Source organism: Schumannella luteola (genome assembly GCF_013408685.1).
GTDB lineage: Bacteria > Actinomycetota > Actinomycetes > Actinomycetales > Microbacteriaceae > Schumannella > Schumannella luteola.
The window spans coordinates 1,032,492-1,056,387 of sequence record NZ_JACBZY010000001.1 but is presented as its reverse complement, the minus strand read 5'-3'; the positions used below and the strand labels follow the sequence as shown (position 1 = coordinate 1,056,387).

Below are 23,896 nucleotides of genomic sequence, written 5' to 3'. Positions count from 1 at the left end.
CGCGGGACACCAGACCCCGGAGGGGCCGGCCGTGCAGGGATCGGCCCCTCCGGCCTTCTCCGTCCGCGGGCTCTCCCTCCGCGATCCCCGAGTTGCCCGATTCCGCGGCATCCGACGGGCGACACACCGCGGAAGTGGGCGACTCGGGTTCAGCGACCGGGGGTGGGTCAGTCCGCGGAGCGCTCCCCTCGCATTGCTGCGGCGTAGATCGCGAGGGCGTCGCGCACGAACTCGGCGCCGCGCCGGCCGCCGTAGTTCGCGGCGAAGCGCGGGTCGGCGACGTACATCTCGCCGAGTCCCGCGAGGTACTCGGCCGAGGGTCCGGCCGGATACCCGGGAGTTCCGGGGATGCCGGCGAGCCAGTCCACGTGCCGGGCCGCGAGCGCCTGCGCCGCCTCCGACGCGGGGTCGACGCCGCGCTCGGCGGCCGCCGCCCAGTCCGCGGCGAGCGCCGCCTGGCGCGCCTGCCACTCCTTCTTCTCCTCGGCGCTCTTCGACTCCCACCACGCGGACGAATCGGCGTAGGCCTTGCGACCCCAGCGCCGCTCGACCTCCTCGCGGTGCTGCGTGTGGTCGAATCCGTCGAACATGTCCTCCGCCATGAGCGGCTCTCCTCTCTCTCGTGCGTCGATCGTGTGCGCGACGGCGTCGATGCGCCGGGCGAGCAGCTCCTGCTCGCGGCGCAGCTGGACGAGGTGGATGCGCAGGGCCGCCACCTCGGGATCGGTCGCCGGCCCGGCCCCCGCGGCGCGCGACCCGCCCTCGATGGGCTCGTCCGCATCCGCACCCCCATCGCCGTGCGCGGCCGACCCGCTCAGCGCCTCCACGATCGCGGGGATGCCGAGCCCGAGCTCGCGCAGCAGCAGGATCCGCTGAAGCCGAACCAGCGCATCCTCGTCGTAGTAGCGCAGTCCGCCGTGGCCGATGCGGCTCGGCGGCAGCAGCCCGACCTGGTCGTAGTGCCGCAGCGCGCGGCTGGTCGCGCCGGTGATCCGACTGACCTGCTGGATGCTCCACTCCATCCGCTCGCTCCCGTCTCGTGTCATGCCGGCCACGCTACGAGTTGACGCTGCGTCAACCGCAAACGACGTTCCCGCATCCGTCGCAGATCGCGCCTTGCGCCCGCGTGAAACGCGATATATCGTGACTCCCACGCAAACGCGATATATCTCGAAAGGACGGGGCGCATGGCCCAGGAGAAGTGGCTCGTCGACGGCCCCAAGACGATCGACATCGAGCGCGTCCGCTCGCTCAAGGTCGGCCTCATCGGCGGACAGGTGGATGTCGTCGCGCACGACGAGCCCGGCGCCCGCGTCGAGGTGCACTCGGTCGACGGGCGTCCGCTCAAGATCACGATCGACGGCGACCGTCTCGAGATCGACCACCCCCAGCTCGGCTGGGACAACTTCCTCGACGTGTTCCGCAGCTTCCACGAGCGCGACCGCGCCGACGTCAGCGTCGCCGTCCCCCGCGACATCGCCCTCAAGCTCGGCGTCGTCAACGCCACCGCGCTGGTCTCGGGCGTGCGCAGCGACGCCAGCCTCTCGACCGTCAACGGCGACCTCGTCGTCGACGGCGTCGAGGGCGACACCACGATCAACTCGGTCAACGGCGAGGTCAGCGTGCGCGACCACCGCGGGCGCGTCGACGCCAAGACCGTCAACGGCGACGTGACCGTCTCGGGTGAGCTCGCCCGCTTCACCGCCGACAGCGTGGGCGCCGACGTCTACGTGGATGCGGCCGGCATCCCCGACCAGCTGCGCGTCAACACGGTCAGCGGCTCGGTCGCCGCCCGTCTCGACGCCGGCGTGCCCGCGCAGTACACGATCAACACCGTCAGCGGACGCATCCAGCTCGACGACGCCGAGATCACCGGCGTGCGCGGCCGCTATCAGGGGCGCTTCGGCGAGCTCGAGCGGCACTGGGTGGATGTGAAGGTCAACACGGTCAGCGGCGCGATCGACGTGCTGCACCGCGCCGACGACGCACCCGCCCCGGCGAGCGAGCCGGACGCCGCCGCGCCGAGCACCTCCGCTGACGCCGCCAGCGCGACCACCGACAGCGCCGACGCCGGCGACACCACGAGCTCCGTCGACCCGACCGCCGGGAGCCCCGCGTGAGCCCCGCGGTCTTCGGGCACGGACACCTGCGGCTCTACCTGCTGAGCCTGCTCGCCGAGCGCTCGATGCACGGCTACGAGCTCATCCAGGCGCTGAGCGACCGCTTCGGCGGCACCTACGTGCCGAGCGCCGGCACGATCTACCCCCGTCTCGCGAAGCTCGAGGAGGAGGGTCTCGTCACCAAGCAGCCCGACGGACGTAAGACCGTCTACGCGATCACCGACGCCGGCCGTGCCGAGCTCGCGGAGCGCGAGCACGAGCTCGACCGGGTCGAGAGCGAGCTGAGCGACTCGGTGCGCCGGCTCGCCGACGAGGTGCGTTCGAGCGTCGACGGCGCGATGAAGAGCCTGCGGGCCGAGCTCGCCGCGGCGGCACGGGATGCGCGCGACGAGTCGCGCGCCACCGGTCGCCCCGAGCGCGAGAGCACGCGGGCCGAGCGGGATGCTCGGGCGGCCGCCGCGGGGAACGCCGCACGTGAGTCGTTCGCGCGCCGCGGGCGAGGTGCGGATGCCGGATCGGGTGCCGTCGGCGCCTCGGCCGACTTCGCGGTCGGCGCTGACGGCACGACCTCGGCCGGCGCGAGCGCAGGCTCCGGAGCCTCGGACTCCGACTCGGCGACGCCAGGCGCCTCCGGCCGCTCGAGCTGGTCGGCCGCCGAGGCGCGCACCGCGAGCCGCGGCCTGCTGCTCGACGCGGAGTCGGCGCTGACCGACTTCCGTCAGCGCGTGCGCACCGACCTGCGCCGGGCCGCGAGTCGCGGCGAACTGCGTCCCGAGACCCTCGAGGTGCTGCGCGCGGGCCTCTCCCGTCTCGCCGACGAGCTGGCCCGCGCCCGCCGCTGACCTGCCGCCGAGCCGACTCGGCGGCGCAGACGCGTCCCCGGCATCGTCGCCGAGGGGTCGCAGATCGTTCCATCGGGGCCGTGATCCGGTCACCATGGACTCATCTGCGACCCCTCAGCCGGCGAGCACAGTCTCGGGAAAGGCACGCACATGGACGCCACGACGCTGCTCCTGGTTCTCACGATCGTCGGGGTCGTGCTCGCCGGGCTCGGCGCCGGCATCCTGCTCGGCTTCGCCGCGGGCGTGCTGCCGGGGATGCGGCGGGTCGACGACGGCGCATTCGTCGGGGCGTTCCGGGCGATCAACAAGGGCGTGATGAACCCGCTCTTCCTCGGGCCGCTGTTCCTGCCGCTGTTCGCGCTGGGCGCCGCTGCGATCGTCGGACTCAGTCGGGGCACGGCCACGCCGATCGCCGCAGCAGCATCAGCGAGCGACGCCACGACCACGCCCGGCGAAGCCGTCGTGCTCCTGTTCGCCGCGGCCGCGCTGCAGCTCGCCGGCGTGATCGGCGTCACGCTCGGCGCCAACGTGCCGCGCAACGACGCCCTCGAGCGCGACGGCGGTCGCGAACCGCGGGCGGCGCGTGCCGCGTTCGAGCGCCCGTGGACCGCGTGGAACGCCGTCCGCACTCTCGCGGCCGTCGCATCCACCGTGCTCGCCGTGATCGCGCTCGCGTTGCTCTGACGAGCGCCGCGGCACCGTCGCGAGCGCGCGCGACGACCGCACGGCGACCCCGCAGAACGCGGGTCGGGATCACGACGCCTGTCGCGCAACCTGAACCCCCGCTCGACAGCCGCCGCAAGCCCGGAAAATCCGGCTTTGACGGGCAACCCGGCCGGAGTAGTGTCTCCGCTCGTGACTGACGAGAGCGCCGGGGAGCATCGTTCTCCCAAGAGCTGGATCATCGGCGAGCCGCTCCCCTCCGACAAGATCGAGGGGCAGCTGCTGCCGAAGAAGTTCGCGCTGCCGATCTTCTCCAGCGACGCGCTCTCCTCCGTGGCCTACGCGCCGCAGGAGCTCATGATGATCCTGCTGATCGGCGGGCTCAGCTTCCTCAGCTTCACCCCGTGGGTCGCGGCGTCCGTCATCGCGCTCATGCTGATCGTGGTGGTGTCGTACCGCCTGCTGATCAAGGCCTACCCCTCGGGCGGCGGCGACTACGAGGTCGCGAGCAAGAACCTCGGCGAGAAGGCCGGTCTGGTCGTCGCCTCCGCGCTGCTGGTCGACTACATCATGACCGTCGCGGTGTCGGTCTCGTCGGGTGTCGACAACATCATCTCGGCGTTCCCCGAGCTGAACGGCGCCCGCGTCGAGATCGCCGTCGGCTTCATCATCGTGCTCGCCGCGGTCAACCTGCGCGGCGTGAGCGAGTCGAGCAAGGCCTTCGCCGTGCCGACCTACCTGTTCATCGCGAGCATCGTGGTGATGCTCGTCGTCGGCTTCGTGCGCATGGCGATGGGGGATGCTCCGGTCGCCGAGAGCGCGTCGTACTCGGTGCGCGCCGAAGACGTCACGCACGCGGCGATCATCATGCTGCTGCTGCGCTCCTTCTCGAGTGGATGCTCCGCCCTGACGGGCGTCGAGGCGATCTCGAACGGCGTGCAGGCGTTCCGCCGCCCGAAGATCCAGAACGCGCAGCGCACCCTCGTGATGATGGGCACGATCGCGATCATCCTGTTCGCCGGGCTCACGATCATGGCGCTCGTCTCGGGTGTGCACTACGCCGAGAAGGCGTGCGACCTGGTCGGCTTCCAGAACTGCGCCGACACTCCGCAGCGCAGCATGATCGCGCAGATCGCGGCGGCGACCTTCGGCAACAACTCGGTGCTGTTCTTCGTCATCCAGGCGGCGACCGCGGCCATCCTGCTGCTCGCGGCGAACACCGCCTTCAACGGCTTCCCGCTGCTCGGCTCGGTGCTCGCGAAAGACAAGTACGCGCCCAAGTCGCTCGGAACCCGCGGCGACCGCCTCATCTTCAGCAACGGCGTCATCGCGATGGCGGTCGCGGCGAGCGTGATCATGATCGTCTTCCAGGCGAACGTGACGCAGCTCATCCAGCTCTACATCATCGGCGTCTTCGTCTCGTTCACGCTCGGTCAGATCGGCATGATCCGGCACTGGCGCCGCCTCCTCAAGGAGGGCGTGAAGAACCAGGGGCCCATCCCCGTCTACCTCGCCGTCAACGCGGTCGGCGCGCTCGTCACCTTCTCGGTGCTCGTCATCGTGACCATCACGAAGTTCACGCACGGCGCGTACCTCGTCTACATCGTGATGCCGATCCTGTTCCTGCTGATGATGGGCGTGAACCGCTACTACCGCGACGTCGAGCGCGAGGTGGAGGTCGATTCCGACACCACCTTCGGCGCCACCGGCGACCACGCGATCGTGCTGGTCGGACGGATGCAGAAGCCCGTGCTGAAGGCGCTCGACTACGCGATCGCCGCCCGCCACGGATCGATCGAGGCCGTGCACGTGTCGATCGACGACGAGTCGAGCCGGCAGCTCGAGCGGGAGTGGGCGGAGCACGGCATCGAGGTGCCGCTGACGGTGCTCTCGTCGCCCTATCGCGACATCAGCCTGCCGCTCATCAAGTACATCAAGAAGCACCGCGAGCAGCACGGCGCCGAGGTCGTCACCGTCTACACGCCGCAGTACATCGTCGGGCACTGGTGGGAGGGCATCCTGCACAACCACAAAGCCCGCCGCATCCGCCAGAAGCTCATGCTCGTGCACGGCGTCATGGTCGCGATCGTGCCGTGGCTGCTCGACAGCTCCGACCTCATCTACGGCCGCCGCTCGCGAGCCCTGCCGGGGGATGTGCGCCGCGGCGAGGTGCGTCGCGGGGTCGCCCCGCGTCGGGCGCTGCCGCCGGCGGCCCTGCGCGCGAACCGCAGCGCCGAGGCACGCCGTGAGGCGAGCGACTTCCGCAACTCGGCGGCCGTCGTCGGCGGGAAGTGGCCGGATGCGCCGCGCCGCCAGAACGACGACCCCTACGCCGAGTCGCGCCTCGAGAACGGCGACTGAGCGCCGTCGCCACCATAGCCGTCCTCGTCGGCCAGCCCGCTACTCCTTCACCGCTCCCGAACTCGAGTTCATGATGCGGCGCTGGAAGATGAAGAACATGATCGCGACGGGGATCGTCATGATCGCGCCGGCGGCGAGCTTGATCGGGTACTGACTGCCCTGACTGAGCTGGCCGCTCGCGAGCTGCGCGACGCCCTTGGTCAGGGTCGTCAGCTGCGGGTCCTGCGCGGCGACGATGAAGTGCGCCAGCTCGTTCCACGACCCCTGGAAGCTCAGGATGATGATGGTCACGAGCGCGGGCCGCGCCATCGGCAGCACGACCGACCAGAACACCCGGAAGGTGCCGGCGCCGTCGATGCGCGCCTGCTCCTCGACCGACACGGGGATCGACTCGAAGAAGTTCTTCATGATGAAGACGCCCGCCGCATCCACCAGCAGAGGCACGATCAGGCCGACGTAGGAGTCGAAGATGCCGAGCTGGTTGATCACCAGGAACTTCGGGATCAGCAGCACCACGTTCGGCACCGCCATGACCGCGATCAGCGCCCCGAAGACGATCCCCCGCCCGCGGAAGCGCAGCCGCGCGAGCGCATAGCCGGCGAGCGAGTCGAAGAACACCCGGCCGGCCGTGACGAACACCGTCACCATCGCGGTGTTGCGGAACCACACCGGGAAGTCGGAGTGCAGGAAGAGCCGCTCGTAGGCCGCGGTCGTCCAGTTCTGCGGGATCAGCGACAGCGGGCTGGATGCGGCCTCCGCCTCGGTCTTGAACGACGTCGCCACGTCGATGAGGAACGGGAAGATGTAGATCACGGCGAGCGCGGCCAGCAGCAGGTAGACCACGCCGCCGCCGAACCGGGAGCGCAGTCCGCGGCGCCGGCCGGGGCGATCGATCACGGCGCTCATCGCGCACCTCCGCTCACGCGCGCCGCGTCGGAGGCGACGCCGGCCACGTCGCCGCGCGCATCCTCGATCCACCGCATGCGGCGGCGCGACACCTTGCGCTCGGCGAGCACCCAGCGCTGCACGAGGGTGAACACGATGATGATCGCGAACAGGATGAACGCGATCGCCGCGCCCCGACCCCACTCGTTGCTGTCGAAAGCGGAGGTGTAGGAGAGGTAGGCGGGCGTCAGGGTCGTCTTGCCCGGCTGCCCCTGGGTGCCGGTGTAGATCTGGTCGAAGACCTGCCAGCAGCCGATCAGGCCGAGCGTGATGACGGTGAAGAGGGTCGGCCGCAGCTGCGGCAGCGTGACGCGGAAGAAGCGCTGGGCCGCGTTGGCCCCATCCATCTCGGCCGCCTCCTGCACCTCGCCGGAGAGGTTCTGCAGGGCCGCGAGGAACAGCAGCATGAACGTGCCGCCGGTCGTGAACACGGCGAGCATGACGAAGGCGCTCATCGCGACCGAGGGCCCCCCGAGCCAGTCCCACCAGCTGACGCCGAGCGCGGTCGGGCCGGTCAGCGCCTCGGGCCCGCTCGTCGCGCCGAAGTGGAAGATGCCCGAGGGGTCGTTGAACCAGTCGGGGCCGTTGATGCCGACCCACGACAGCACCGCGTTGACCGCGCCCGAGCCGGTGAAGAGGAACAGCCAGAGCACCGTGATCGCGACCGAGCTCGTGACCGACGGGAAGTAGAAGGCGGTGCGGAAGAAGCCGCGCCCGCGCAGGATGCGCTTGTTGACCAGCAGCGCCAGCCCCAGCGCGACGATCGTCTGCAGCGGCACGACGAGGATCACGTACCAGAAATTGTTCTTCAGCGAGATGCCGAAGTCACGCTCGGCGAGCCCGCCGCCGCCCAGGATCTGGACGTAGTTGTCACCGCCGATGAAGTTCACGCCCGCGGCGAAGGGGCTGCCGCGGCCGGTCCAGTCCGACACGCTCACCCACGCCGCCATGAGCACGGGCACGAGCAGGAACAGTCCGAGGATCACGATCACGGGCGCCGTGAACAGCCAGCCCGCGAGGCCTTCGCCGCGGCGCAGGCGTCTGCGTGCGTTCGCCATGCTCGTCACTCCCTTTCGTGGGGATCGGATCGAGATGTGGGGTGGGGGACGTGGGGTGGATGCCGCGGTCGCCACCCGAGGCGACCGCGGCATCCGCTCGGGCCTACTTGAACAGCGCCTCGAGGTTCTTCTGCGTGCTCGTGAGCAGCGTCTTCGGATCTCCCGTCTTCAGGCTCGCGAGCTGCGAGTTGAAGTCGGTCACGACGTCCGCCCCGCCCTTCACCGTGGGGGGCGTCTTGGCGTAGTCGGCGGCCTCGATGAACGGCACGAGGGGCGCGTTCTGGCTCTTCCACTCCTCGGCGGCCGACTGGATCGACGGCATGACGCCGAAGGCCTTCGAGAAGGCGAGCTGCTGGTTCTTCGCGGTCAGCGCCTCGACCAGGCTCTGCGCGCCCTTCGTGTTGCCGCTGTCGGCGGCGATGCCCCAGCAGTTCGCGAACTGCAGAGTGCCCTTGCCCTTCGGACCCTCGGGCAGCGGCACGACCTTGTACTTCACGTCGGGGAAGTCGTTCTGCATCGCGCCCGTGATCCAGTTGCCCTCGACCGTCATCGCGCCGAGCTGCTTGCCGAAGGCCTCGCCACCCCAGCCCGCGCCGACATCCTTCGCGAAGGCGAAGTCGCCGGCCTGCAGGTTCTTCTGCACGTACTGCAGGGCCTGCAGGTTGGCCTCGCTGTCGGCGGTCGCCTCGGTGTTCTCGTCGTTGACGAGGTTGCCGCCGGCCTCGGCCATGAAGGCGCCGACGCGGGCGTACTCGCCGCTCATCACGAGGCCCTTGCGGTCGCCGGTGGTGAGCTTCTGCGCGACCGACTGCAGCTGATCCCAGGTGGTGGGGATGTCGGCATCCGTCAGCCCCGCCTGCGACCAGAGGTCGGTGTTGACGATGAGCTGCAGCGTCGAGAAGTCCTTCGGCGCGCAGTAGAACTTGCCGTCGTAGGTGAACGACTTCTGCAGCACCGGGTAGAAGTCGTCCTTGTTCTTCAGGTCGTCGCCGTAGGCCAGCAGCGAGCCGTTCGAGGCGTAGCCGGCCAGGGCGTCGGTCGACAGGTAGAACACGTCGGCCGGCTTGCCCGAGCTGAAGCCCTGGGCGAGCTCCTGCTTGAGGTCGCTCGCGGCCTTGACCGTGGCCGTGATGCCCGAGTCCTTCGACCAGGTCGCCACGGCATCCTTCACGGCCTTCGTCTCGGCGTCGCCGGACGAGCCGATCAGCACGGTCAGCGCCTTGCTGTCATCCTGCTTCGCTCCGCTGCTGAAGCCGGAGCCGCACGCCGTCAGGCCCACGGTCGCGCCGAGCGCGACCGTCACGAGAGCCCATCTCGACATCTTCATCGGGGGTTCCTTTCACTCGTTGGTGCCGGATGCTGTGGATCCGGCCTCGTCGACGGGCGCCAGGTGACTCGACCGGCGGACGATGAGCTTGGGGGTGACGAGGCGGTGCCGTGCACCGTCGATCTCGTCGGGGTTCAGCACGCGGCGGCCGTGCTCGCCCATGAGCAGGTCGAGCACCGCGAGGGCGACCTGGTCGAGCTGCTGGTCGACACTGGAGAGGCCGACGGCGCCCGCGACGGGCGTGTTGTCGAAGCCGATGACGGGGAACTTCGGATGCCCGGCCTCGCGCACGGCCATCATCGCGCCGAGCGCGAGCGAGTCGCTCGCGCAGACCAGCGCCTCGAGATCGGTGCCGCCGGCGAGGAGGCGCTCGAGCTCGACCCGCGCGGGGGCGACGCCCTCTTCGGCGCGGATGGTCAGGGACTCGAGGTCGGCGTCGGTCGTTCCGTCGGCTCCGGCGTCGCCGAACAGCTCGCGCATCGCCGCGACCCAGCCGCTGCGGCGGTCGTCGCCGGTGCCGGAGCCGTCCGGCCAGCCGAGGTAGCCGATGCGGCGCAGCCCTCGACCGGCCAGGTGCACGGTCGCCTGGCGCACGCCGTCGGCGCCGTCGACATCCACCCAGGGCCGGCGCGGGTCGTCGAGATCGGCCGAGCCCCAGGGCCGGCCGAAGGCGACGAAGGGCACGCCGTTGTCGGCGAGCCAGTCGAGGCGGGCGTCGCCGTAGGCGGTTCCGGTGACGACGAGCGCGTCGACGTCGGCGCCGTCGCGCAGGCGACGGTACTGCTCGATCTCGGCGGCCTCGTCGGCGGCGGTGAAGAGCATGATGCGCATGCCGCGGCTGTCGGCCCGCTCGGTCAGGGCGTGCAGGAAGCGGTCGAGCACGGCGCCGGAGACGCCGCCGCGCGAGAGGGCGCCCATCCGGATGCCGATCGTGCTGCTGGTCTGCGTGCGCGGTCGGCGGGCGGAGGCGTGCGGCCGGTAGCCGAGCGCGTCGATCGCGTCGCGCACTTTCTGGCGGGTCGCCTCGCGCACGATGTCGGGCGCGTTGAGCACGTTCGAGACGGTCTGACGCGACACTCCCGCGGCGACGGCGACGTCGTCGATCGTGGGGAGCGGGGTGGCCGTCATGTCGTCTCCGACTTCGTCGTCGTGGGGGATGCGGGGCGCCGCCATGGGGGTCGCGGTGTCTCCGGTGCGAATTGTTTGAACGATCAAATCCGCGGTGTTAGGTTACCTCCCGAACCGCCCGAGTCAACCCCCGGCCGGTTCGACGACCGACACGGAGCCCGACGCCGAGACGCCCGGAGCCCCACATGAGCAACCGATTCAAGGGCGAGCGGATCATGCAGCACCCCATCCCCCGACAGCCGTTCCTGCACGACGCGGCGATCGCGCTGCGCGCTCCCGCGCAGGCCTGGTCGCGCCCCGACGGAACGATCGGCGACTCCGTGACGGCCGCATCCACGTCGGCCGCGCCGGTCGTCATCGACGGGCTCTACCTCGGCGACACCCGCGTGCTCGACGGCTGGCGGCTCAGCGTCGCCGACGCCCCCGGCGAGCACATCGCGACCGCGCAGGACGCGGCGACCGAGCTGCGCGTCGTGCGCCTGCATCGCGAGCTCGACGGCCCCGGAGCCGACCCCGACGTGCGCAGCGAGCTGACCCGCAGGGTGCGCGCCGACGGCGTCGACGAGATCCTCGTCATCCGCTCCCGCCGCGACCTCGAGCTGCGGGTGCCGGTCGAGCTGCGGCTGCACGCCGACCTCTCGCCGATGAGCGCGGTCAAGGAGGGCCGGCGCGGCGACTATGCCGTGCGTGTCGAGCTCCGCGCGGATGCCGACGCTGCCGCGAGCTGGGGTCGCGACGGGCTGACAGCGCTGCTGCGCGCCCCGGATGCGGTCATCCGACCCGACGCCGACGCCGATGCCGATGCCGACGACCCGGCCGCGATCATCCTCAGCTGGGATGTCGTGGTGCCGCCGCGCGGCGAGGCCTCCCTGGCGTGGTCCCTCGACCTGCACGACGAGCGCGCCGTCGTCGATGCCTCACCGCATCCGACCCCCTGGAGCCCGCCCGACCGTGACGGTGTCGACGACACCGGAGCCGGCGCCGCGGACGACGACCGCGTGCACCGCTGGCTCGACCGCGCCCTCGCCGACCTGGATGCGCTGCGCCTCGTGCGCCGCGGATCGGACGCCGAGTTCCTCGCCGCGGGCGCCCCGTGGTTCCTCACGATGTTCGGCCGCGACGCCCTCTGGGCCGCCCGCCTGCTGCTTCCGCTCGACGGCGGCGTCGCGATCGCCGCGAGCACCGTGCGCGCGCTCGCCGAGCTGCAGGGCCGCGAACGCGTCGCCGAGACGGCCGAGCAGCCGGGCAAGATCATGCACGAGCTGCGCAGCGCCACCCTCAGCCTGCCGACCGAGAACCTCGAGCTGCCGCCGCTCTACTACGGCACGGTCGACGCGACCCCGCTCTGGATCTGCCTGCTGCACGACGCCTGGCGCGCCGGACTCCCCGAGGCCGAGGTGCGCGCCCTGCTGCCGCAGCTGCGCGCCGCCCTGGCGTGGATGCGCGACTTCGGCGACAGCGACGGCGATGGACTGCTCGAGTACGTCGACGAGAGCGGACGCGGCCTCGCCAACCAGGGCTGGAAGGACAGCGGCGACTCGGTGCAGTGGCGCGACGGCCGTCTCGCCGAGGGCCCGATCGCGCTCGTCGAGGTGCAGGGCTACGCCTACGAGGCGGCCGTGCACGGCGCCGACCTGCTCGAGGCGCTCGGCGCGGCGCCGGGCGGCACCGGCGCTGGCGCCGACCGGGAGCCCGACTCGGATGCGGACGCGGATGCCGCGGCGGCCCTCGCCGATGAGGTCGCCGGCTGGCGCGCCTGGGCCGAGCGCCTGCGCATCGCATCCCGGTCGTTCTGGATCAGCGACGCGGCAGACACGGCATCCACCCCGTACCCGGCGATCGCCCTGGATGCGCACAAGCGCCCCGTCGACAGCCTCACCTCGAACATCGGCCACCTGCTCGGCACGGGTCTGCTCGACACGGCCCAGGTCGACCACGTCGCCCGCGCGGTCACCTCGCCGGCGCTCGACTCCGGCTACGGACTGCGCACGATGTCGAGCGACGACGCGGGCTTCTGGCCGCTGAGCTATCACGGCGGGTCGGTGTGGGCGCACGACACCGCGGTCGTCATCCGCGGGCTGCTGCTCGAGGGTCGCCGCCCCGAGGCCCGCCAGCTCGCCGAGGGGCTCCTCGCTGCGGCCGCCGGCTTCGGCTACCGCATGCCCGAGCTGCACGGCGGCGATCGTGCCGCCGACATCCCGTCGCCCGTGCCCTACCCGGCGGCCTGCCGCCCGCAGTCCTGGTCGGCCGCCGCCGCGGTCACGGTCTGGAGCGCCCTGCGCGGCTGACCCGGCGTCGGCGCGGCGCGGCGTCCGCGCGGCGCCGCGGTGCCCAGCCGAGCACGGCGGCTCAGCCGAACGACGACAGCGTCGCGATGACCTGGCGCGCGATCGTGCGCCCGGCGCGGTTCGCCCCGATCGTCGAGGCGGCCGGTCCGTACCCGGCGAAGAACACCCGCGAGTTGCGCCACGACGCACCCTGCCCGACCGTGATGCCGCCCGATTTCTCGCGCAGCTTCAGCGGGGCGAGGTGCCTCAGCTCGGGCCGGAATCCGGTGGCCCAGATGATCGCATCCACCTCGACCTCGCGCCCGTCGGGCAGCACGACGCCGTTCGGCGTGACCCGGGTGAACATCGGCTGAGCCAGCAGCAGACCCCGATCGATGGCGGCCTGGATGCGGCGGCTGCGCGGAACCCCGGTCGTCGACACGATGCTCGGCAGCGCGCGCCCCTGACGAGCCGCTTCGTCCTGCTGGCGCACCGACGAGCTGCCCGACTCGATGTTGAGCTCCTGCTCTTCGAGGAACTCGATCGGACGCCGCGAGAACCAGGTCGTCTCCGCGGCGACCTTCTCGAGCTCCATGAGGAAGCCGATCGCGCTCGTGCCGCCGCCGACGATGGCGACGCGCATCCCGGCGAACTCCGACGCATCCCGGTACTCGGAGGTGTGCACCATGCGCCCGCGGAAGCTGTCGAGTCCCGGGTACCACGGGATGAACGGGGCTCCCCAGGTGCCGGTCGCGTTGACGAGCACCCGCGTCGTCACCCGCTGCGTCGTCAGGCCGGCGGTCGCGGCCGCGCTGCCGCCGTGCCGGGCCGAGCTGTCGTCGAAGGTGACGGTGAAGCCGTCCATGAGCCCCTCGACACGGGTCACGTTCGCGGGCCGCACGACCTGCAGCCCGAAGTGCTGCTCGTACTGCGCGTAGTAGTCGGCCACGACATCCTTCGCCGGAGCGTGCCGATCGGCGGTGTCGAAGCTGAGGTCGAGCTCGGCCATGCCCGGCAGGTCGTTCACGCGGTGCGCGTAGCCGAGGCGCAGCGCCTCCCAGCGGAACTGCCAGGCGCCGCCGGTCGAAGGACCGCGGTCGAGGATGACGAAGTCGTTGCCGGGATCGAGCCCGAGGCGTCGCAGGTAGTACGCGACCGAGAGACCGGCCTGCCCCGCCCCCACGACCACCACGGAGGTGTCGAAGGCGGGGTCGGTCACCGCACCAGAGTAGTCGCGGGCACCCTGCGAGCGCGGCGTGAGCGCGAGGCGGATGCGCGGCGTCGGCGAGCGCCGCGCAGCCCGGGTGCGGCGGGAGTGCGGGCCGGGTCACAGCCGGTGTCGCCGCCCGGGACCGGCCCGGGTCGAGCCCGGGACCGGCGCGGGACGCTCGAAGCGCCGTGATAAACTGCCGGACAGATTTGTGAACTCACCCACCACCTGAAACCGAGGGGGTCGCGCATGGGGCGGGGCCGTCAGAAGGCGAAGCACACCAAGGTCGCACGCGACCTGAAGTACTTCAGCCCAGACACCAACTACGGCGCTCTCGAACGAGAGCTCTCCGGCAACCCTCGACTCGAGGAGGACCTCGAGAAGTGGCCGGAGTACAGCGACGACGACGCCGAGGGTGACGACGACCTCGACGAGGACGAGTCCAAGACCGCCTGAGGTCGTCACCGCTCACACCGCGAGGTCGAGCAGACAGCAAGCGCCGGGTCGCCCCGGCGCTTTTGTCGTGCCCGGATGACCGCGGCGCCCTCGATGGAATGGCCCGCCGCATCCACCGGTTGCCCCTGGCATGCCATTGAGCGGAGAGTACGCACCGTCCACATCCGACTGGGCCCGTGAGCAGGCCGAGCTGATCGAGAGCTCCGGCGGCGCCGAGGGCACCGAGAACCGCGGACGCCCCGTGATCGTGCTGACCACGATCGGCGCGAAGTCGGGCCTGCTGCGCAAGACCGCGCTCATGCGCGTCGAGCACGAAGGCCGGTACGCCGTCGTCGCCTCGCTCGGCGGGGCCCCGAAGCCGCCGGTCTGGTACTACAACGTCAAGAAGAACCCGCACGTCGAGCTGCAGGACCGCGAGGTCAAGAAGGACTACACGGCCCGCGAGGTGCACGGCGACGAGCGCGCCGAGTGGTGGGAGCGCGCTGTCGCGACCTGGCCCGACTTCGCCGAGTACCAGAAGAAGACCGAGCGCGAGATCCAGGTCTTCGTGCTCGATCCGCACGACGCCTGAGCTCTTCCGACCACAACGCGACGGGTGGATGCGCGGCCTCGCGGCTCCGCATCCACCCGTTCTCCGTGCCGCATCGCTCGATGCCGCGCCGCTCGCCGGCTATCGGGTCAGCGGAACGTGACCCGATAGCCGGCGAGCGCGAAGCCGATCACCACGACGACGCCGATCACGATCCAGGTCAGGATCGAGAGGATGTTGAGCGCGAGCCCGGCGATCGTGAACCCCTTCGCGGTCGGCTCCTTGCGCCACGATGCGACGCCGAGCACGAGGCCGATCGGCGCGACCAGCCCGAATCCGCAGAACGCGATGATGCCGAGCACCATGCTCGCGATGCCCATCGCGCGTGAGGGGTTAGCCGGGGCCGTCGGCGCGGGGGCTGACTGGGTCGGCAGGGTCGGAGGAGCGGGCGGCGCGGAGAGCGTCTGCTGTTGCGGGATCGCCGACCCGGACGCGGCGGGGCCCGACTGCGTCGGAGAGGTGGGCTGGGGGAAAGGCGCCGGCCCGACGGCGGTGAGGGTCGTCTGGGAGAAGTCGGCCTGCGCGGCTGCTGGCTGGGCGGGCCCCGGCTGGGCGGGCCCTGGCTGGGCGGCATCGGATGGGATCGCGGTCTGCTGCGCGACGCCGGCCTGCGCGGCGATCGGCGGCGCGATCACCGTCGGCGCGGGCCCGGTCGATGCCGCCGGACCGCCTCCGGGCGCGATCGGAGGTGACGTCGCCGGCAAGGCCGGAGCCGGCGGTGCGGCGGGGGCGGACTCGGCCATCCATCCGTTCGCGACGGCGTCCGCGGCCTGAGCCGCAGCGGGCTCGCCCTCCGTTGTCGGAGTCGCGGTCACCGCCGAGGTCACGGTCGCGGTCTGCGGAACCTGAGAGACGTCATCCGCTGGTGCCGCCTCGGCCGGGATCGCCGACGGCGTCGCGCCCGCGGCGCTCGCGGCAGCGGCCTTTCGCGGAGCCCGCTTCGCGCGGGGAGCGCGCGCCGACTTCGGCTTGGTCGTCGCCTCGGCAGCGGGAGCCTCGGCGACGGGGGTCTCGGGGGTGTTCGTCTCGGTCATGCGGCTGACGCTAGGGAGCGCATCCGCCCGTCGGTGAGGATGTCCCCGATCCGCGACACGGCGAGACAGCTTGCGACAGGTCCGAGCGAGCACGTGCCTTGTCCGCGCGGGGCGGAGCTGACTCCAGACCGCGCGACGCGGATACTGCCGACGGCGAGATCGAACCGCGCCGAGAGGCATGACAAGAGCGCTGAGCAGTACCGGCGTACCGACATGCCAGTATCCGCGTGACGGCGTGCGGAGGGGGCCTGCTTGCGACCGTCGGCTTCGGCCAAGCCACCGTCTCGGCGAGCACGAACACGCGCTGACCCGCTGGTCTCGCCGCCGATACTGCTCGAGCTACCGAGCAGCGCCACCGGCGCCGCTGGTCTCACGGCACGCCAGTATCCGCATCCCCTCAGGGCGCGGACGTCGACCTGTCGCCCATCCGACTCGTCAGCGCACGCGCTCGGCACAGGCTCCGCGGCGCACCTCTCCCGGTTCACCGCACGCAGCGCCTCACCGCGGGCGCCTCCGCGCCTCACCGCACGCGACTCCGCGCCTCTGCGACTCGGCGCCTCACCGCACGCGACCCCGGATCAGGCCGCGTACGCCCCCGCGAGGCGCACCGCGCCGCCGTCGACGCCCTTGGCACCCTGCTCGAAGGCATCCGCGCCCGAGGCGGCGGTCGGCGCCTCGCCGAAGTTGACCTGCCCGGCGACCCAGGCCGGCATCCCTGCGGCGGCGAGCCCGGCGATCACGCCGTCGGCGACCGACGGCGCGGCGACGACGAACATGCCGATGCCGAGGTTCCAGGTGCCCTCGGTGCTCTCGAGGCTCTGGCCGCCGAGGTCGGCGAGCACGCGGAACACCGGCGACGGCGACCAGGATGCGCGGTCGAGCTCCGACCACGAGCCGCGCGGCAGCACGCGGGCGAGGTTCGCGGCGATGCCGCCGCCGGTGACGTGCGAGATCGAGTGGATGCCGCCGGCGAGCGCCGGGTCGGCGAGCAGGCCCAGCAGCGGCGAGGTGTAGAGCCGGGTCGGCTCGAGCAGCACCTCGCCGACGACGCCGCCGAGCTCGGCCGAGGTGTCGGAGAACCCGATCGAGTTCTGGCTGAGGATGTGGCGCACGAGCGAGTAGCCGTTGGAGTGGAACCCGCTCGACTCGATGGCGATGACGACGTCGCCGTCGGCCACGCGGTCGGCGCCGAGCACCGCATCCGCCTCGACCGCGCCGACGGCCGCGCCGGCGACGTCGTAGTCGTCGGGGCCGAGGAGCCCGGGGTGCTCGGCCGTCTCGCCGCCGACGAGGGCGGTTCCTGTCTCGGCGCAGGCCCGGGCGATGCCGGCGACGATGTCGGCGATGCGCTGCGGCACGACCTTGCCGCAGGCGATGTAGTCGGTCATGAACAGCGGCTTCGCGCCGACCACGACGATGTCGTCGACGACCATGCCGACGAGGTCCTGGCCGATGGTGTCGTGCTTGTCGATGGCCTGCGCGATCGCGACCTTGGTGCCGACGCCGTCGGTGGAGGTCGCGAGCAGCGGGCGGTCGAAGCTCTTCAGGAACGAGACGTCGAACAGTCCGGCGAAGCCGCCGACCCCACCGAGCACCTCGGGGCCGTGCGTGCGCGCGACGGCCGACTTCATCAGCTCGACGGCGAGGTCACCGGCGGCGGTGTCGACTCCGGCGGCGGCGTAGGGGTTCGCGGGCGTGTTCGCGGGGGCGTCGGTCACGGCTCCAGGGTACCGGCGGCGCGGGGCGGGCCCGGCCGGCGCCTTCGCCGCCGTCCGCGGCGCCACCCCAGGCGCCCTCCGTTCAGCCCACGGGCGAGCGCAGCCGGCCGCCGGGCTGACCGCGCGCTGACGGCGAACAGCCCGCCGCGCGTCGGCGCCACCGCCTACCGTGAAGACGTGCACACCTCCGGCAGCCCCAGCACCTGGCGCGCTCGCGAAGACGCCTCGCGCGACGTCCTCGTCGCGCTGTACCTGCGCGACGCGCTCGGCGTGATCGACCCCTCGGGCCTGCCGCGGCTGCTCGGAACCGGGCTGCCCGCATCCACCGCCCCCGCCGACGAGATGACGGGATGGGCGTGGATCCGCTGGTGGGTCTCGGTCGTCGAACCCGAGGCCGGCATCCCCGCGCTGCCCGAGCACGCGACGCCCGCGTGGGAGGCGGCCGTGCGCAAGCACCTCGACGACGCGCGCACCTGGGCCGACGTCGCGCACCAGGAGTACGGCATCCGCCTCGCCGAGCGCGCCTTCTCGGGCGAGACCGGCGACACGGATGCGGGGGTGCTGAGCGAGCTCGTCGCCGAACGCGAGCAGGCGGCCGGCACGCACGCCGACTTCGATCTGCGCATCGAGGTGCTGCCGCTCACGACGGCCGGCATCTGGTGGATCGGCGACAACGCCATCGCGGTCGACGAGCTGCTGCGCGAGAAGCCCGACGACTACCGGCAGGCGCTCGCGCCGATCGTCGAGCGGCTGGTGCCGAGCGCGGCCGACCGGGCGCGCGACCGCACGCTCGACTGACTCCGTCCGCGCCGGCCGCGGGGCGCCCGTCCGATGGACAGCACGCCCCCGGAGCGCGTGAGACAATCGACCGTACCCAGCCGGGTACGGGTCACCCCGCGTCCATCTGGAGTTGCTCCTCGCATGTGCGGCATCGTCGGCATCGTCTCTTCCGGCCCCGTCAACCAGCAGGTCTACGACAGCCTCTCGCTGCTGCAGCACCGCGGTCAGGACTCGACGGGCATCGCCACGAGCGAGGGCTCGATCATCCACACCTACAAAGCCAAGGGCCAGGTGCGCGAGGCCTACCGCACGCGTGACATGCGCGCGCTGCTCGGCACGATGGGCCTCGGCCACGTGCGCTACGCGACCCGCGGCGACGCCTCGCAGGAGCAGGAGGCGCAGCCCTTCTACGTCAACGCGCCCTACGGCATCGTGCTCGTGCACAACGGCAACCTGACGAACACGCGCGAGCTCACCGACGAGCTCTTCCGCATCGACCGTCGCCACCTCAACACCTCCTCCGACACCGAGCTGCTCGTCAACGTGCTCGCGCACGAGCTGCAGTCGCAGGTGCGCGGCACCGAGCTCGACCCCGGTCAGGTCTTCGACGCGATCACGACGCTGCACGAGCGCGTCGAGGGCTCCTACGCCGCGATCGCGCTCATCGCCGGCCAGGGGCTGCTCGCCTTCCGCGACCCCTTCGGCATCCGCCCGCTGGTGCTCGGCAAGCGCAGCGAAGGTCTCGTCGGCACCGAGTGGATCGTCGCCAGCGAGTCGCTCGTGCTCGAGTCGGCGGGCTACGAGTTCGTGCGGGATGTCGCCCCCGGCGAGGCGATCTACATCGCCCGCAACGGCGAGATGTTCTCGCGCCAGTGCGCCGCGAACCCGCGGCTCATCCCCTGCTCGTTCGAGTACGTCTACCTCGCGCGCCCCGACTCGATCATGAACGGCATCTCGGTCTACGACGCGCGCCTGCGCCTCGGCGACCGCCTCGCCGACACGATCGCCACGCACGTGCCCTCGGGCGACATCGACGTGGTCATGCCCATCCCGGATTCGTCGCGCCCGGCCGCCATGCAGGTCGCCCGCAAGCTCGGCATCGAGTACCGCGAGGGCTTCTACAAGAACCGCTACGTGGGCCGCACCTTCATCATGCCGGGGCAGGAGCAGCGCAAGAAGAGCGTCAAGCAGAAGCTCAACGCGATGAGCTCCGAGTTCCAGGGCAAGAACGTGCTCATCGTCGACGACTCGATCGTGCGCGGCACGACCTCGAAGGAGATCGTCGACATGGCCCGCCAGGCCGGCGCGAACTCGGTCACCTTCACGAGCGCGGCCCCGCCGGTGCGCTACCCGCACGTCTACGGCATCAACATGCCCAGCCGTCGCGAGCTCGTCGCCGCCGGACGCAAGATCCCCGAGATCGCCCGCGAGCTCGGCGCCGACCACCTCATCTACCAGGAGGTCGCCGACATGGAGTCGGCCATCCTCGAGGGCAGCGACATCCAGTCGCTCGAGAAGAGCTGCTTCACCGGCGAGTACGTCACCGCAACCGTCACCCCCGAGTACCTCGAGTGGGTCGAGGCGAACCAGCTCAGCTGACGCGCGCGCTCGGCTGACGCGGCGGCTTCGGGTCCGTCGCGCTGGCTCAGCCAGTCCGTCGACTCAGGCGGGTGCGGTGGCGACCGCCACCCGCTGACACGGCGCAGAGAGACGCTCTCGGGCGATCAGGCGAGGGGATGCGCGCTCAGCGCGCGTCGCCGTCGGCCGGCTTCTCGGCGTCGGCCTTCTCGGCATCCGGCTCGAGGGCGTCGTCGCCGGCATCCACCGGCTGCGCGTCGGCGTCGTCGAACTCGTCGAGCTCGGCGTCCGCCTCCTCGACGACCTCGCGCTCCATCACGACGTAGTGCGCGCGGCGGCGGGAGACGCGGTCGGCGACGAGGCCGATGATCGCGCCGATGAGCACACCGCCGACGACGCCGTAGATCGCGAAGTAGCCGGCCGTCGCGGCGAAGCCGACCGCGGGGTCGGCCTTCTGGGTGCTGGTGAGGATGAGCGACACGAGACCGCCGAGCACGGCGCCCACGAGCATGAACACCCCGAGCTTGGGAGCACGGCGGATGCGCACGCGCTGCTCGGCCGGCTGCGAGGGCTCGGCCGGGGCCACCTCGGCCGGGGTGCTGTCGTCGCGGGGGTCGCTCACCCCTCTATTGTCGCCGCTCCCGAGGGGAGCTCCGACCACGCGGCTCCGCGAGAGTACGCGGATTGCGTCGCGACACGCCGCCGCGCCCGAGCGAAGTGCGTACTCTCACGGAGCCCGCTTGGCGGGCCGATTCGGCGGGATGCGGCTCAGCGCTGCCAGCGCACCGGCAGCACGGCGGTGAGGTCGGCGCGCGATCCCGAGGCCGACACATCGGCGGCGGCGAGCGCATCCGCCCACTGCCGCGAGCCGGTGGCGAGCGCGATCCAGGTGGCCGCGTTCATCTCGACGACGTTCGGCGGGGTGCCGCGGGTGTGCCGAGGACCCTCGATCGCCTGGGTGGCGCCGAACGGCGGAACCCGCACCTCGACGCTGTTGCCCGGCGCATCCTCGGCCAGCAGCTGCAGCAGGTAGCGCACGGCGAGCGCCGTCGTGTCGCGGGATGCGGTCTCGCCGTCGGCGGCCGCGGCGAGCGCCGCTCGCACTCCGGCGACGCCGTCGGGGTCGGGGATGCGCGCGCGAGCCATGAGGCCACGCTAGCCCGCACCGGTGCGTCGTCGGCACGCGACGGATCAGTCGAGCGGCGAGAGCGCCGACTGCACGACGATCCACGGTCGCACCTCGACGAGCAGGTGCCCGTCGACGACGGCCGGGTCGGCGCCGGCCCGGGCGAGCAGGTCGTCCGACTCGATGCCGCGCACGATCGTGAGCTCCTCGCCGTCGGCGGCGGGCAGCGACCCGGCGGCGACGAGGCTGCCCTCAGCCCGCAGCTCCTCGTGGAACGCGCGATGCCCCGCGAACCACGGCTGCATCGTCTTCGGCGTCGAGCGATCGGAGGCGGGCCCCTCCCGGTGCACGAGCAGCAGCCAGGTCTCCGGAGCCTTCATGCCGCCAGGCTATCGACGCCCGCCGATGCGCGACGCCGCGCAGCCCGGGTGACGCCGCGATCCACCCCGGCGAGAGGCGCCGCCCGCGAAAGGTAGGCTGTGCCGGTGCGAATCCTCGTCCTCGGCTCCGGGGCGCGCGAGCACGCGATCGTGCGCGCTCTCCTCCGCAGCAGCCAGCCCGACGCCCACGAGATCATCGCCGCGCCCGGCAACGCCGGCATCGCGGCCCTCGTCGAGACGGTCAAGCTCGACGCCTCGAACGGCAAGCTCGTCGCCGACTACGCCCGCGACTCCGAGGTCGACCTCGTCGTCATCGGCCCCGAGGCCCCGCTGGTGGCGGGCGTCGGGGATGCGCTGCGTCGCTACGGCATCCCCGTCTTCGGCCCCGACAAGGCGGCCGCCGCACTCGAGGGCTCGAAGAGCTTCGCGAAGCGCGTGATGGAGGCCGCGAAGGTTCCGACCGGCGGCGCCGTGCACGCCGAAACCGTCGAGGAGGTCGAGGCCGCCCTCGACCGCTTCGGCGCCCCGCACGTGGTCAAGGCCGACGGCCTGGCCGCCGGCAAGGGCGTGCTCGTCACCGACGACCGCCAGGCCGCGCTCGACCACGCCTCCTTCTACCTGCAGCAGGGCGGGGTGCTCATCGAAGAGCACCTGGCCGGCCCCGAGGTGTCGCTGTTCCTGCTCGCCGACGGCCACGACGTGCTGCCGCTGAGCCCCGCGCAGGACTTCAAGCGCGTCTTCGACGGCGACGCCGGCCCGAACACCGGCGGCATGGGCGCCTACTCGCCGCTGCCGTGGCTGAGCGACCGCTGGCCGAGCGAGGCCGACTTCGTGGATGAGGTGGTCGACACGATCGCCCTGCCCACCATCCGCCAGCTCGAGGCCGAGGGCACCCCCTTCGTCGGTCTGCTCTACTGCGGCCTCATCCTCACCGCCGACGGCATCCGCGTGATCGAGTTCAACGCGCGCTTCGGCGACCCGGAGACGCAGGTCGTGCTGCCGCGTCTCGACACCCCGCTGGCCGACCTCATCACGGCGGCGGCGACCGGCGGCCTCGGCCGTCTGCCGTACCCGAAGTTCAGCGGCGATGTCGCGGTCACGGTCGTGCTCGCCAGCGAGGGCTACCCCGAGAACCCGATCACCGGTCGTCCGATCCGCGGACTCGCCGAGCTCGAGGCCGACCTGCCCGAGGGCGTCACGGTCGACCACGCCGCGACCGCGCTCGTCGACGGGCAGTACGTCGCCACCGGCGGACGCGTGCTCAGCGTCGTCGCCCGCGGCGCCGATTTCGCCCAGGCCCGTGAGCGCGCGTACGCGGCGCTCGGCCGTCTCGATCTCGAGGGTGCGCACTTCCGCACCGACATCGCTGCGCGGGTCGCGCAGTGACCGAGTCGGGCGGCGACGCGACCGGCACGACCGCGCAGCCGCAGGGCGGCGACCCCCGCCTGGCCGAGCTCGGCTGGGCGCACGTCTATTCGGGCAAGGTGCGCGACCTCTACCGTCACGCGAGCCACCCGAAGCGGATGCTCGTGGTCGCGACCGACCGCGTCAGCGCCTTCGACTTCGTGCTCGAGCCCGGCATCCCCGGCAAGGGCGCCGAGCTGACCCGCCTGAGCCGCTGGTGGTTCGACCGCCTCGACGTGCCGAATCACCTCGACCCGGCGGGCCTCCCCGCCGACCTGCCCGAGGACGTCGCGGCGCGCGCCATGTTCGTGCGCGAGCTGGAGATGTTCCCCGTCGAGGCGGTCGTGCGCGGCTACCTCACCGGATCGGGCTGGGTCGAGTACCAGGCCTCGCGCACCGTGTGCGGCATCCCGCTGCCCGACGGCCTCGGCGACGGCGACCGCCTGCCCGAGCCGATCTACACGCCGGCCTACAAGGCGCCGCTCGGCGAGCACGACGAGAACATCAGCTTCGAGCGCACCGTCGAGCTGGTGGGCGAAGCGGATGCGACCGCGATCCGCGACCTCAGCATCCGCATCTTCTCGGCCGCGAGCAACCTCGCCGCCGAGCACGGCGTCATCATCGCCGACACCAAGTTCGAGTTCGGCCGCGACCCCGAGACGGGCGAGATCGTGCTCGCCGACGAGGTGCTCACGAGTGACTCGAGCCGGTACTGGGATGCGGCGGGCTGGTCCGCCGGCGGGCCCGACCGGCTGGCGAGCTTCGACAAGCAGATCGTGCGCGACTGGCTCGCCGCGAACTGGGACAAGCAGGGCACGCCGCCCGGGCTGCCGACGGAGATCGTCGAGCGCACGGCCGCGCGCTACCGCGAGCTGATCGAGCGCCTCGCGGGCTGAGCCCGAGCCTGCGG

At 71.9% G+C, this 23,896-nt stretch carries 21 protein-coding genes and 1 pseudogene; 11 read left to right on the top strand and 11 right to left on the bottom strand.

The genetic code is table 11. The features are described from left to right. Positions 1-167: 167 nt before the first annotated feature. Positions 168-1,022: a MerR family transcriptional regulator gene (locus BJ979_RS04670; protein ID WP_179570014.1), complete on the bottom strand. Its 855-nt coding sequence runs from the start codon at positions 1,020-1,022 to the stop codon at positions 168-170. Between the two features lie 165 nt (positions 1,023-1,187). Between BJ979_RS04670 and BJ979_RS04665 the strand changes: the two genes are divergently transcribed. From BJ979_RS04665 to BJ979_RS04650, 4 genes and pseudogenes are all read left to right on the top strand, one after another. After that, entirely contained in the window at positions 1,188-2,120 is a 933-nt protein-coding gene (locus BJ979_RS04665) for a DUF4097 family beta strand repeat-containing protein (protein WP_179565659.1), read from the top strand. After that, positions 2,117-2,596: pseudogene (locus tag BJ979_RS17520) on the top strand (PadR family transcriptional regulator); the annotation flags it as partial. The gene BJ979_RS04665 and the pseudogene BJ979_RS17520, both read left to right, overlap by 4 nt. 516 nt (positions 2,597-3,112) lie before the next feature. Continuing rightward, on the top strand, positions 3,113-3,646 hold the full coding sequence (locus BJ979_RS04655) for an anthrone oxygenase family protein (RefSeq protein ID WP_179565655.1): 534 nt from the start codon (positions 3,113-3,115) through the stop codon (positions 3,644-3,646). Between the two features lie 171 nt (positions 3,647-3,817). Beyond that, complete coding sequence (locus tag BJ979_RS04650) at positions 3,818-5,986, top strand: APC family permease (RefSeq protein WP_343046597.1); 2,169 nt, start codon at positions 3,818-3,820, stop codon at positions 5,984-5,986. Between the two features lie 39 nt (positions 5,987-6,025). Here BJ979_RS04650 and BJ979_RS04645 read toward each other — a convergent pair whose 3' ends face one another. From BJ979_RS04645 to BJ979_RS04630, 4 genes are all read right to left on the bottom strand, one after another. Beyond that, entirely contained in the window at positions 6,026-6,892 is an 867-nt protein-coding gene (locus BJ979_RS04645) for a carbohydrate ABC transporter permease (protein WP_179565653.1), read from the bottom strand. Next, positions 6,889-7,989 (bottom strand): carbohydrate ABC transporter permease, encoded by a 1,101-nt coding sequence (locus tag BJ979_RS04640; RefSeq protein WP_179565651.1) that lies wholly within the window; start codon positions 7,987-7,989, stop codon positions 6,889-6,891. The genes BJ979_RS04645 and BJ979_RS04640 overlap by 4 nt, the downstream gene beginning before the upstream one ends. A gap of 103 nt (positions 7,990-8,092) precedes the next feature. Then, positions 8,093-9,316 carry a sugar ABC transporter substrate-binding protein gene (locus BJ979_RS04635; RefSeq protein WP_179565649.1) on the bottom strand — a complete coding sequence of 408 codons (1,224 nt, stop codon included), beginning with the start codon at positions 9,314-9,316 and terminating at the stop codon, positions 8,093-8,095. A gap of 12 nt (positions 9,317-9,328) precedes the next feature. Beyond that, positions 9,329-10,444, bottom strand: a complete 1,116-nt coding sequence (locus tag BJ979_RS04630) for a LacI family DNA-binding transcriptional regulator (protein ID WP_179565647.1) — start codon at positions 10,442-10,444, stop codon at positions 9,329-9,331. A 185-nt stretch (positions 10,445-10,629) separates the two neighbouring features. Here BJ979_RS04630 and BJ979_RS04625 point away from each other — a divergent pair, with 185 nt between their 5' ends. Then, the gene (locus BJ979_RS04625) at positions 10,630-12,732 is read left to right on the top strand and encodes a glycogen debranching N-terminal domain-containing protein (RefSeq protein WP_246286689.1); all 2,103 of its coding nucleotides are present in this window, start codon (positions 10,630-10,632) and stop codon (positions 12,730-12,732) included. A gap of 61 nt (positions 12,733-12,793) precedes the next feature. Here BJ979_RS04625 and BJ979_RS04620 read toward each other — a convergent pair whose 3' ends face one another. Then, a complete protein-coding gene (locus BJ979_RS04620; protein WP_179565645.1) occupies positions 12,794-13,930 on the bottom strand; it encodes an FAD-dependent oxidoreductase in 1,137 nt (378 codons plus the stop codon). A gap of 240 nt (positions 13,931-14,170) precedes the next feature. Between BJ979_RS04620 and BJ979_RS04615 the strand changes: the two genes are divergently transcribed. After that, on the top strand, positions 14,171-14,377 hold the full coding sequence (locus BJ979_RS04615; protein WP_141162128.1) for a DUF3073 domain-containing protein: 207 nt from the start codon (positions 14,171-14,173) through the stop codon (positions 14,375-14,377). 130 nt (positions 14,378-14,507) lie between these two features. Beyond that, on the top strand, positions 14,508-14,948 hold the full coding sequence (locus BJ979_RS04610; RefSeq protein WP_179565643.1) for a nitroreductase family deazaflavin-dependent oxidoreductase: 441 nt from the start codon (positions 14,508-14,510) through the stop codon (positions 14,946-14,948). Between the two features lie 107 nt (positions 14,949-15,055). Here the strand turns inward: BJ979_RS04610 and BJ979_RS04605 are convergent, their stop codons facing one another. Beyond that, positions 15,056-16,000: a DUF4190 domain-containing protein gene (locus BJ979_RS04605; RefSeq protein WP_179565641.1), complete on the bottom strand. Its 945-nt coding sequence runs from the start codon at positions 15,998-16,000 to the stop codon at positions 15,056-15,058. Positions 16,001-16,578: 578 nt separating this feature from the next. Next, a complete protein-coding gene (purM, locus tag BJ979_RS04600; RefSeq protein WP_179565639.1) occupies positions 16,579-17,718 on the bottom strand; it encodes a phosphoribosylformylglycinamidine cyclo-ligase in 1,140 nt (379 codons plus the stop codon). Between the two features lie 177 nt (positions 17,719-17,895). Between purM and BJ979_RS04595 the strand changes: the two genes are divergently transcribed. Together BJ979_RS04595 and purF are read left to right on the top strand one after the other, a co-directional pair. Then, positions 17,896-18,516, top strand: a complete 621-nt coding sequence (locus tag BJ979_RS04595; protein WP_179565637.1) for a hypothetical protein — start codon at positions 17,896-17,898, stop codon at positions 18,514-18,516. A gap of 123 nt (positions 18,517-18,639) precedes the next feature. Continuing rightward, a complete protein-coding gene (purF, locus tag BJ979_RS04590; protein WP_179565635.1) occupies positions 18,640-20,097 on the top strand; it encodes an amidophosphoribosyltransferase in 1,458 nt (485 codons plus the stop codon). 145 nt (positions 20,098-20,242) lie between these two features. Here the strand turns inward: purF and BJ979_RS04585 are convergent, their stop codons facing one another. From BJ979_RS04585 to BJ979_RS04575, 3 genes are all read right to left on the bottom strand, one after another. Then, positions 20,243-20,698 carry an MFS transporter gene (locus tag BJ979_RS04585; RefSeq protein WP_179565633.1) on the bottom strand — a complete coding sequence of 152 codons (456 nt, stop codon included), beginning with the start codon at positions 20,696-20,698 and terminating at the stop codon, positions 20,243-20,245. 146 nt (positions 20,699-20,844) lie between these two features. Further along, positions 20,845-21,222, bottom strand: coding sequence for a sterol carrier family protein (locus BJ979_RS04580; protein ID WP_179565631.1), 378 nt, complete (start codon positions 21,220-21,222; stop codon positions 20,845-20,847). A gap of 45 nt (positions 21,223-21,267) precedes the next feature. Then, a complete protein-coding gene (locus BJ979_RS04575; protein WP_179565629.1) occupies positions 21,268-21,582 on the bottom strand; it encodes a YciI family protein in 315 nt (104 codons plus the stop codon). A 105-nt stretch (positions 21,583-21,687) separates the two neighbouring features. On the opposite strand from BJ979_RS04575, the gene purD reads away from it, so the two are divergent. Both purD and BJ979_RS04565 read left to right on the top strand, forming a co-directional pair. Further along, the gene (gene purD, locus BJ979_RS04570) at positions 21,688-22,968 is read left to right on the top strand and encodes a phosphoribosylamine--glycine ligase (protein ID WP_179565627.1); all 1,281 of its coding nucleotides are present in this window, start codon (positions 21,688-21,690) and stop codon (positions 22,966-22,968) included. 59 nt (positions 22,969-23,027) lie between these two features. Next, positions 23,028-23,882, top strand: a complete 855-nt coding sequence (locus tag BJ979_RS04565) for a phosphoribosylaminoimidazolesuccinocarboxamide synthase (RefSeq protein ID WP_179570008.1) — start codon at positions 23,028-23,030, stop codon at positions 23,880-23,882. Positions 23,883-23,896 lie beyond the last annotated feature (14 nt).